The organism is Anoxybacillus sp., from assembly GCF_036834105.1.
Classification (GTDB): Bacteria; Bacillota; Bacilli; order Bacillales; family Anoxybacillaceae; genus Anoxybacillus.
The window spans coordinates 1-10,716 of sequence record NZ_DAITON010000078.1; the positions used below are offsets into that span (position 1 = coordinate 1).

At 42.3% G+C, this 10,716-nt stretch carries 7 protein-coding genes; 4 read left to right on the forward strand and 3 right to left on the reverse strand.

The features are described 5' to 3' along the window. Positions 1 to 46 precede the first annotated feature (46 nt). Positions 47 to 262: a hypothetical protein gene (locus V7Z64_RS08715; protein WP_297991275.1), complete on the reverse strand. Its 216-nt coding sequence runs from the start codon at positions 260 to 262 to the stop codon at positions 47 to 49. A 339-nt stretch (positions 263 to 601) separates the two neighbouring features. Between V7Z64_RS08715 and V7Z64_RS08720 the strand changes: the two genes are divergently transcribed. Then, positions 602 to 1,525 (forward strand): AEC family transporter, encoded by a 924-nt coding sequence (locus tag V7Z64_RS08720; protein WP_297991274.1) that lies wholly within the window; start codon positions 602 to 604, stop codon positions 1,523 to 1,525. Between the two features lie 74 nt (positions 1,526 to 1,599). Here V7Z64_RS08720 and V7Z64_RS08725 read toward each other — a convergent pair whose 3' ends face one another. Next, positions 1,600 to 2,064 (reverse strand): GyrI-like domain-containing protein, encoded by a 465-nt coding sequence (locus V7Z64_RS08725; RefSeq protein ID WP_297991272.1) that lies wholly within the window; start codon positions 2,062 to 2,064, stop codon positions 1,600 to 1,602. Between the two features lie 208 nt (positions 2,065 to 2,272). Here V7Z64_RS08725 and V7Z64_RS08730 point away from each other — a divergent pair, with 208 nt between their 5' ends. Next, a complete protein-coding gene (locus V7Z64_RS08730; RefSeq protein WP_297991270.1) occupies positions 2,273 to 3,634 on the forward strand; it encodes a methyl-accepting chemotaxis protein in 1,362 nt (453 codons plus the stop codon). 30 nt (positions 3,635 to 3,664) lie between these two features. Here the strand turns inward: V7Z64_RS08730 and V7Z64_RS08735 are convergent, their stop codons facing one another. Then, positions 3,665 to 4,564 carry a LysR family transcriptional regulator gene (locus V7Z64_RS08735; RefSeq protein ID WP_297991268.1) on the reverse strand — a complete coding sequence of 300 codons (900 nt, stop codon included), beginning with the start codon at positions 4,562 to 4,564 and terminating at the stop codon, positions 3,665 to 3,667. A gap of 124 nt (positions 4,565 to 4,688) precedes the next feature. Between V7Z64_RS08735 and gltB the strand changes: the two genes are divergently transcribed. Both gltB and V7Z64_RS08745 read left to right on the forward strand, forming a co-directional pair. Next, the gene (gene gltB / locus V7Z64_RS08740; protein WP_297991266.1) at positions 4,689 to 9,242 is read left to right on the forward strand and encodes a glutamate synthase large subunit; all 4,554 of its coding nucleotides are present in this window, start codon (positions 4,689 to 4,691) and stop codon (positions 9,240 to 9,242) included. 36 nt (positions 9,243 to 9,278) lie between these two features. Continuing rightward, a partial coding sequence (locus V7Z64_RS08745; RefSeq protein WP_334110098.1) for a glutamate synthase subunit beta occupies positions 9,279 to 10,716 on the forward strand: 1,438 nt, incomplete at its 3' end.

A 10,716-nucleotide genomic window follows, 5' to 3' on the forward strand; every position in this document is an offset into this window, starting at 1 on the left:
TGTTTGTCTTTTAGGGATGGAAATTAATGTAATGAAAAATGCTCATCTACAGTTTATTAATTAGCTCGTCTGCTTTTTCGGGCTCAACTCCTTTTTCAACTTGCTTTTGTTTAATAAGTTCATAATCTTCTTGACTATACCGTAACATGTTTTGTTGTTCTACTGATTTGGTTTCAACCACATCTGCTTTGACTATATTGACATTTGCAAACCCTAATACGAGAACACTACCTAATGATAGAAGTTGGATTAACTTTTTCATAAAAATCCCTCCCTACTTTAACTGTAATTAAACAAAATAAAGAGTTTTATGCATTTGAATCATGATCACGATGTTAAAATTTTCCTTAGTCAATTTAAAGTAAACTTATACATGTTAAGATGGAAGAGCAAGAAAATTTCTCAACTTTTCTCCTTATTCGATCCCTTAAATAAATTTTTAATAAGAAATAGGAATAATGTTACAAAAAATAAAATTCCTAATATTGACGCTAGTTGGAAAATGAAATCCCCCATTTTATTACCTCCTCTTGTTATGATGAGAAATTATATACAAGTAAATTATAGTATATATTCAAAAAAAATTCAATGAGGACGTTCATTGGGCATTTTCATTCGCATTGTTGTCGATGTTATTTTGCCGTTGTTTTTATTGATTGGCGCAGGGGCTTATTTGCATCGGTTGTTTCATTTTGATATGAATACGTTGTCGAAAATGACGACGTATTTTTTGCTTCCAGCTGTTGGGTTTGTGAACGTGTATAAAAGCGATATGAAAAGCGAGGTGTTGTTTCACGTTCTTTTCTTTCTTGTTTTACAAAATGGCACGCTCATTGCGCTTAGCGCTGTCATGGCGAAATGGCTAAAGCTTGACCGTAGCCTAGGAGCAACATTTCAAAACACAATCGTGCTTAATAACTCCGGCAATTTCGGCATCCCGGTTAGCCAGCTCGTATTTCGCCATGAACCGTTAGGGATGTCGATTCAAATTGTTGTAACGATTTTCCAAAACTTTTTAACGAACACATACGGCGTGTTTCAATTTATTTCGGCGAGTGAAAATAGGCAGAAAATAACACGTGACATGTTAAAAAATCCGATTATTTATGCACTCGTTCTCGCTGTTATTTGGAAGTTTTTCGATATTTCCGTTCCAGCATTTATTTGGCGCCCCCTTGAACATGTAGCTGATGCTTTTTTAACAATTGCCTTGGTGACGCTAGGTGCTCAACTTGCATATATGGATGTGAAACGTATTCCGCGTCTTATGTTTATAACGATTTGTAGTCGCCTAATCTTATCGCCCTTCATTGCTTTTTTGATCATTTTACTTTTACATATGGAAGGAATTACAGCTCAAGCGTTGCTTATTGCTAGTGCATATCCTTGCTCGCGAAATACAGCATTGTATGCATTAGAATACAATCATCATCCAGCATACGCCGCTCAAGCCGTATTTTTATCTACCTTGCTTAGTCCATTGACGGTAGCAAGTGTGATCGGCTTTGCACATTTGTATTTTTGATTATGTGCATGTGCCAAAGGAGTCTCCAGCGATATGTGCTCCTTTGGCATGCGTTGGCGTTCTTTCATTTGTATTTATTTCTGTTTAATTGGAATCCATAGTTCATTTTCCGGATGATGCTTTGGCGGATAATAGCATTCAATTAAAGGGACATGGGCAAGTTCATAACGAGAAGCAGGAAGCCATTCGGAATGTAGTCGTTTCCATGCTTCATCTACATTGGGGATGACCGCCCATGTGTCGTGTGTAATTGTTATACGTTGCATATCGTTCGGAACTTCTTTATCGTAACGTATGCCCATAAAATAAGTAAATTTCTCATCTGTTATCGCCGATGTTGTTCCGCAAACACCTAACAATCCTTCAAGTTTACATTTTGGTTGTTCCCATGATAAATCGATCAACTTTTGCATCAATCCATCTTTGTTGGCATATTCCCAAAGCGATGGGATGATTTGAAATGCTTCGTTTGTTTTTACTTCATATCCCTTCCCTACAATAGTTAGCTCAAAATCGATGGTCTCCAGTTTATACTCCATAGTAGCATCTCCTTTTATTTGTATCGTTTCCAATGATTTATATTCGTTTCTTTCCCATATTAACATAAAAGTCCAGCGTACGTTACAAATTTATTAAGGAGAGATGGATTGTAACATTATATTTTTCTGAATATTAATAAAAATGTTTATTTAGCTAACTTTATGTGTTATATTGATGTTATAAAATATAACACAAGGAGGACTGAATATGTTTTTGCTGAGAAAAAGATTAGAAGCAGAAGAGATGAAAGAAACGAAGCAGAGCGTGGCGATCAATCAAATTGAAGTAGCGGCTGATCAGCTAAAGGCAGTTGTTGAGCAAATGAAATTAGCCGCTTCTTCGCTAGATGAAACATCAAGCGCAACGCAACAGAGCACAGTCCAATTAATTGACCGCTTGGAAAAAACGGTAATTTATACAGCTCAAGTAGAAGAGAAGATGAAAATGATTGAACGATCGGCATTAAAAATTTCAGACGTTTCTCAGCGCATTCATGCAGACAGTGAAGCATCTTATAACGAACTGATCCGCTCGCTACACTCTTTAAAAAACCTTCAACGTGAAATGGATGATTTGCGAACAGGTCATTATGCGCTTCTTCGTCAAATGGAGTTGTTAGTAGAGCGTTCGCAAGAAATTCATCACATTCTTTCGACGATCGCTTCTATCTCGCAGCGAACGAGTATTTTAGCGCTCAATGCGAACATTGAATCCGCGCGTGCGGGGGAACATGGGAAAGGGTTTTCGGTCGTTGCAAACGAAGTTGGGAAATTAGCTAACCAAACGTCAGCTGCCGTAGAGCAAACGCGAGACATTTTATCATCTATTCAATCTGAGATCGCCTCCACCATGCATATGGTCAAGTCAGAGACAGAGCAAATTGACAACGGATCAAATGAAATGAATCACATTTTCTCTGTCTTGTCTGATTTTAAAGAAAGACTTCATCATATGACAGCAATGGCACACGATTCGTCGCAATCGGTCGACGAACAGACAGCGAGTGTGCAAGAAATTTCGGCTTTGCTTGAATATATTTCTTCGATGGTGCAAGAAAATAAAAATCATGCCTATGAAGTCGCAAAACATATGGATGTACAACATGAAAATGTGAAACAGGTGCTACAAGTGAACGAAGCGATTGAAAAAACATCGAACGAGTTGCAAACAATTATAAAAAACGATGAACGTGTAACGGCAACTTTCGTTGATCTACATGTGATTGAACAAATGAAAGAAAAGCTTACATTGTTTTTACGCTCTTATCCGCTTGCTCGTTTACAAACAAGTGAACATGAGGCATACTTAAATGAATTTTTAAACATAAATGAAAATGTAGAAGCTGTTTGGTCGAATCGGATGGACGGTACGTTCATTTATTCGAATCCTCCTGCGGGACTTGTAAATGCCAAAGCTCGTCCGTGGTTTGTTGAAGCTGCAAAAGGGAATATATACGTTTCTTCGGTGTATACATCTGCGTTAACGAAGCGTCCGTGTTTAACCATTTCAGCGCCGATCGTTCAAGACGGGCATGTCGTTGGCGTTGTTGGCATTGATTTATCTGTATAAGGACAGTAAGCCGGCGTGGTATAGGCTGGCTTACTGATATCGATCTAACATCGCGAAAAATTGTTTCACGAATTGATAAAATACATGAACAGATGGTGGGAGATCACACTTAGGTAAAATGATCCCGACATTGCGTCGGACGAGTGGGAGGTCAATTGGCACTTTCACCGTATAGCGCGGGGTTGTTTCGTAAAACGTGCTTTCTGGTAATAAAGTGACACCGATACCGGCCGAAACGAGTCCTTTGATCGCGTCCAAATCTTCTCCCTCCGACGAAATGATTGGAGAAAAGCCGGCTTGTTTACAAGCATCTTCGACTATTTTGCGCAAAATAAATCCTTGAGGAAACATGACAAATGGTTCGTGTCGCAATTCACTTAGCGCGATGCTTCGTTTTTGGTTAAGTGGATGATCTGTCGGAATGAGCGCAGCGAATGACTCCGTAAATAAAATATCTCCTTGAACGCCTTTTTCTTCTGTTGGAACGGGGCCTAAAAAAGCTAAATCAATTTCTCGTTTTTTTACTGCCTCAATTAAAAATTTATATGACCCTTGACGTAAGTGAAAAGAAATGTGTGGATGTTGTTGTTTAAATGACGAAATAACCATCGGCATCGTATAGCTCGCTAGACTTGTTGGAAAACCAATTTTAATTGTTCCGCGTTCCGGATCTAAATACTCTTCAATTTGTTGTTTCGCATAATCAATCGCTTTTAATGCTAACTCAATATGTTGTAAAAAGTGACGACCAATCGGAGTTAGTTTCACATTCCTCCCTTCTCGTTCAAATAGCTTCACTCCGAGTTCATCCTCTAAATTGGCGATTTGGCGGCTGACCGCGGACTGGGCGACATGCAATGCTTCAGCAGCTTCCGACACATGTTCCCTTTTAGCCACTTCTGTAAAATAAATCAATTGCCTTAATTCCATTTCCCCCGCCTCTTTCTATCGTTCTCAAAATGAGATAAATGTTATCTAAATTATATATTGTTTATATCATTATTGAAACCTACAATTATACATAACATACACGACGACGGAATGGGGGATTGAAATGAGAGGATTACCGAAAGCTCAAGGATTGTACTGTCCGCAATTTGAGCATGATGCATGTGGAATTGGATTGTATGCCCACTTAAAAGGAGAAGCATCCCATCATATTGTTCAACAAGGCCTTCATATGTTGCGGCAATTGGAACATCGCGGAGGGCAAGGGAGCGATCCGCAAACGGGTGATGGTGCGGGAATCATGGTACAAATTCCGGACGATTATTTTCGTTCCGTTTGTCCATTTTCACTTCCGACTAAAGGGCGTTATGGGGTCGGAATGATTTTCTTTTTTGAACATGATGAACAAACAAGAACGATGTTCGAACGCCAAATAGATGAAATCGTTCGTGAAGAAGAGCAAACGGTGCTCGGATGGCGTGACGTGCCTGTTTGTGTCGAAAAACTCGGAATATTAGCAAAACAAAGCCGTCCGTATATTCGGCAGCTTTTTATCGCAGCGAGCGATGATATCGTTGATGACCAACAGTTTGAACGGAAGTTATACGTCATTCGAAAACGGGCGGAAAAGTTCGTGCAAAACAATGAATATTATTTTGCGAGTCTATCTAGTCGCACGATTGTTTACAAAGGGTTGGTGACCCCAGAGCAATTGGATGCTTTTTACATGGACTTACAAGATGAACGATTTCGTTCGGCGTTTGCGCTCGTTCATTCGCGCTTTAGCACAAATACGTTTCCGAGTTGGGAGCGAGCGCATCCGAATCGTTATTTAATTCATAACGGGGAGATTAATACGTTGCGCGGAAATATTCATTGGATGATGGCGCGTGAGAAGCAGTTTTCCTCCCCGTTGTTTGGAGAAGATTTACAAAAAGTACTCCCGATTTTAGATACGAACGGAAGCGACTCTTCCATGCTCGATAACGCGTTTGAGTTTTTCGTTTTAGCCGGAAAGTCGCTTGCTGAAACAGCGATGATGTTGATCCCAGAACCGTGGTATTGGGATAAAGAGATGGATGAACATAAAAAGGCGTTTTATGAATATCACAGCTGTCTGATGGAGCCGTGGGACGGTCCAACAGCAATCGTATTCACAAATGGCAAGCAAATTGGCGGTATTCTTGACCGCAACGGTCTTCGTCCAGCTCGTTACTATGTCACAAAAGATGACTATATTATTTTTTCATCGGAAGTCGGAGTTGTTGATGTAGCTCCGGAACAAATTTTATATAAAGAGCGATTAAGCCCGGGAAAAATGCTTTTTATTGATTTAGAAGAAGGGCGAATCATTTCTGATGAAGAAATAAAAACGCGAATCGCCAATGAACGGCCGTATCGTCAATGGGTGAACGAACAAACTGTTTCTATTGAACAACTTGACGAGCAGTTTGCGGGAGATGAGGAACAGCCGTTTGACAATCTTATCACATGGCAGAAAGCGTTTGGGTATACGTATGAAGATGTTGAAAAAACGATCATTCCGATGGCGACGGAAGGAAAAGACCCAACCGGAGCAATGGGCAACGATACGCCGCTAGCTGTATTATCCGAACGTCCGCAAAGTTTATTCAATTATTTCAAGCAACTGTTCGCTCAAGTAACGAACCCGCCGATTGATGCGATTCGTGAATATGTTGTCACATCCACTGTCACGTGGCTCGGAAAAGAAGGAGATGTGTTGCATCCAGATGAGTCGTCTGCGCGGCGCATTCGCTTGCATTCCCCAATTGTCACGAACAAGCAATTACAAGCATTGCGAATGAATCCGTACCGCGAATTTTTATGCGTTACATTGTCTACTGTTTTTACAAATGATTTAAAAGAAGCGTTAGATGAATTATGTCAAGCGGTAGATGAAGCTATTGCTAATGGTGTGACGTTAATTGTTTTATCCGATCGCTCAATGAATGAGCAGCGCATAGCCATGCCTGTTCTTTTGGCAGTCAGCGCGGTGCATCAACATCTCGTGCGGAAAGGGACGCGCACGAAAGTGAGTTTAATTGTTGAAAGTGGGGAAGCGCGCGAAGTACATCATTTCGCTGCGTTAATCGGTTACGGAGCGGATGCAATTCATCCATATGTAGCTTTTGCGACGATTCGTGAAGCGGTCGAAAACGGGGTGATCGCGTCCACATATGAACATGCGGTCGAAACGTATAAAAAGGCAGCGACAGATGGCGTTGTCAAAGTGATGTCAAAAATGGGCATTTCAACAGTGCAAAGCTATCGCGGTGCGCAAATTTTTGAAGCAGTCGGTATTGGCAATGATGTTATTGAACGATATTTTACAGGAACAGCGTCACAAATTGGCGGGATCGGCTTAAACGAAATTGCACAAGAAGCAAAAATGCGACATATGCAAGCGTTCCAAACGTTCCAAACGTCTTATGATCATACTTTAGAGTCAGGGAGCGAACTGCAATGGCGTAAAAATGGTGAGCATCATGCGTTTAATCCGAAAACGATTCACACGTTACAATGGGCATGTCGAAAAAATGACTATGAGTTATTTAAGCAATATTCCAATATGGCAAATGAAGAACAAATGACATTTTTACGCAATTTGTTCGATTTTGATCATACGCGTAAGCCTGTTCCGATCGAGGAAGTCGAGCCGGTAGAAGCGATTGTGCGCCGATTTAAAACAGGGGCGATGTCGTACGGCTCATTAAGCGAAGAGGCGCATGAAGCGCTCGCCATTGCGATGAACCGCATCGGTGGAAAAAGTAATAGCGGAGAAGGTGGTGAAGACCCGCGTCGCTACGTGAGAGATGAACATGGTGATCTTCGTCGCAGTGCGATCAAACAAGTTGCTTCCGGCCGTTTTGGTGTGAAAAGTCACTATTTAGTTCATGCTGATGAGTTGCAAATAAAAATGGCGCAAGGGGCAAAACCAGGAGAAGGGGGGCAGCTTCCTGCAAACAAAGTATATCCATGGATCGGAAAAGTGCGCGGATCTACGCCAGGGGTAGAGCTCATTTCGCCGCCGCCGCATCATGATATTTATTCTATTGAAGATTTAGCGCAGCTCATTTACGACTTAAAAAATGCGAATCGTCATGCCCGAATTAGCGTGAAGCTTGTCGCCAAATCAGGTGTCGGTACGATTGCGGCCGGAGTGGCAAAAGGGGGCGCTGATGTTATTGTTATTAGCGGATATGACGGAGGTACAGGGGCTTCGCCGAAAACGAGCATTAAACACGCAGGGCTTCCGTGGGAGCTCGGTTTAGCTGAGACGCACCAAACGCTCATGTTAAACGGGTTGCGCGATCGCGTCGTACTAGAAACAGACGGAAAATTGATGACAGGCCGCGATGTCGTCATGGCAGCGTTATTTGGTGCGGAAGAGTTTGGATTTGCGACAGCTCCGCTCGTCGTTTTAGGGTGTGTCATGATGCGCGTTTGTCATTTAGATACTTGTCCAGTCGGGGTTGCAACACAAAATCCAGAACTGCGTGCGAAATTTACAGGCAAGCCGGAGCATATCGTCAATTTCATGTATTTTATCGCTCAGGAAGTACGTGAAATCATGGCGCAGCTCGGTTTTCGGACAATGGAAGAGATGATCGGGCGTGTCGATGTATTAAAAGTGAGCGAACGCGCTAAGCAACATTGGAAAGCGAAACATTTAGATTTGTCGCGTTTATTGTATCAAGTGGAAGGAGCGCGAACGTTTTCTAAACCACAAAACCTTCATCTTGATCGAACGCTTGATGATACGGTCATTTTGCCAGCCGTCAAGCGGGCAATTGAACAAAAAGAGCCGGTACAATTGCAAGTTGCCATCCAAAACGTTCATCGTACAGTTGGCACGATTGTCGGCAGCGAAATATCGAAACGGTACGGTGAAGAAGGGCTTGCAGAAGATACGATTCAGTTATGTTTTCACGGTTCCGCTGGGCAAAGTTTTGCGGCGTTCGTACCAAAAGGAATGACGATGACGTTAATTGGCGATGCCAATGATTACGTCGGAAAAGGTTTATCGGGGGGCAAAGTCATTATTCGTCCGCCGCACGAAGCAACGTTTGCATGTAGCGATCAAGTGATTATCGGAAATGTGGCTTTTTATGGAGCGACGAGCGGTGAAGCGTATATTCGCGGTCGCGCTGGCGAGCGTTTTTGTGTTCGAAATAGCGGCGTCCATGCGGTCGTTGAAGGAGTAGGGGATCATGGCTGTGAGTATATGACCGGAGGGCGCGTCGTCATTCTCGGATCGGTCGGAAAAAATTTCGCTGCTGGAATGTCTGGTGGTGTAGCTTACGTATTCGCTTACGATGATACGTGGCAAAAAAATGCGAACCGTGAACTCGTTTTATTTGAGTCCTTAGTCGATGAAAAAGAAAGAAGCGATGTGCGCGAAATGATTGTGAAACATTACAAATATACAGAAAGTCCAAAGGCAGCATATGTGCTCGCGAATTGGGACGATGTAGTCAAACGGATCGTCAAAGTGATCCCGAAAAACTATAAATTGATGATTGAAACAATTGAGGCGATGAAGCGGCGTGGTTTATCACATGATGAAGCGGTATTTGAGGCGTTTGAAACAGTTGTAAACAAAAAAGGTGTAAAAGTGGTGGAAGCGGTCGCGAAATAAGCGAACGCTTCCGAAATAGGTGAAAGGGGGAGAATGATGGGAAAAGCAACAGGCTTTATCGAATATGCGCGGGAAGAAGAAAAAAAACGTCATCCTCTTTCCCGTCTAAATAATTGGAAAGAATATACTGATCCATTTTCAACCGACACGTTAGCGAGACAAGGTGCGCGATGTATGGATTGCGGTACGCCATTTTGTCATATGGGCATAGAGCTTCAAGGCTTGACATCTGGCTGTCCGATTCATAATCTCATTCCAGAATGGAACGACCTTGTGTATCGTGGAAGATGGAAAGAGGCGTTTGAACGGTTAGTGAAGACAAATAATTTCCCGGAATTTACAGGACGCGTTTGCCCAGCGCCGTGCGAAGGATCGTGTACAGTAGCGATTTCTGATCCAGCAGTAGCGATTAAAGGAATTGAACGAGCGATTATTGACAAAGCGTTTGAGGAAGGGTGGGTTCAACCGCGCATTCCGAAAAAAAGAACCGGAAAAAAGGTGGCCGTCATTGGCTCTGGTCCTGCAGGGTTAGCTTGTGCAGATGAACTAAATCAAGCTGGTCATTTTGTCACTGTGTATGAGCGCGCGGATCGAATTGGTGGTTTGTTGATGTACGGCATTCCGAATATGAAACTTGGAAAAGCCGTCGTTGAGAGACGTGTACGCTTGCTTGAAAAAGAAGGAATTACGTTTGTTACAAACATAGAAGTCGGAAAAGATTTGGCGATGGATGAATTGCGCAAACAATATGATGCGGTTGTGCTTTGTATTGGAGCACAAAAGCAACGCGATCTTATGATGGAAGGACGCGAGCTTGATGGCGTTCATTTTGCGATGGACTACTTGACAATGACGACAAAATGGCTACTTACCGACGAAAAAGATGAAGCGTTTATTGATGCCAAGCATAAACATGTCATCGTAATCGGTGGTGGCGATACAGGGGCTGACTGTGTCGCGACGGCATTGCGGCAACAATGTAAAAGCGTTGTGCAATTCGGCAAACATCCGGCATTGCCAAAAAAGCGCACAAACGATAATCCATGGCCGCAATACCCGCTTGTATTTACAGTTGACTACGCATATGAAGAAGCGGAAGCGAAGTTCGGCAATGACCCGCGTCAATATTGTATTCAAACGAAAAAAATCGTTGGTGATGAGAGAGGGAGAGTAAAAGAACTGCATACGATCCAAATGGAAAAAATAATAGATGATCAAGGGCGTGCTGTATTTAAAGAAATTCCAGGTACAGAGAAAATATGGCCGTGTGATCTCGTATTGATCGCTATTGGTTTTGAAAGACCAGAACCGCAACTTTTACAACAGTTTGGAATCGAGACAGTTAGTAAAGCATACAAGACGAATGTTGAAGGTGTATTTGTCGCAGGTGATGCAAGACGTGGACAAAGCCTTGTTGTTTGGGCGATTCATGAAGGACGCGAAGCAGCGAAAGAAATGAATCATTTTCTTATGG

What these genes read in the sequence shown, in the direction of transcription:
- V7Z64_RS08715 (WP_297991275.1), bottom strand. Translation starts at nt 262, where the DNA reads ATGAAAAAGTTAATCCAACTTCTATCATTAGGTAGTGTTCTCGTATTA.
- V7Z64_RS08730 (WP_297991270.1), top strand. Translation starts at nt 2,273, where the DNA reads ATGTTTTTGCTGAGAAAAAGATTAGAAGCAGAAGAGATGAAAGAAACG.
- V7Z64_RS08735 (WP_297991268.1), bottom strand. Translation starts at nt 4,564, where the DNA reads ATGGAATTAAGGCAATTGATTTATTTTACAGAAGTGGCTAAAAGGGAA.
- V7Z64_RS08725 (WP_297991272.1), bottom strand. Translation starts at nt 2,064, where the DNA reads ATGGAGTATAAACTGGAGACCATCGATTTTGAGCTAACTATTGTAGGG.
- gltB (WP_297991266.1), top strand. Translation starts at nt 4,689, where the DNA reads ATGAGAGGATTACCGAAAGCTCAAGGATTGTACTGTCCGCAATTTGAG.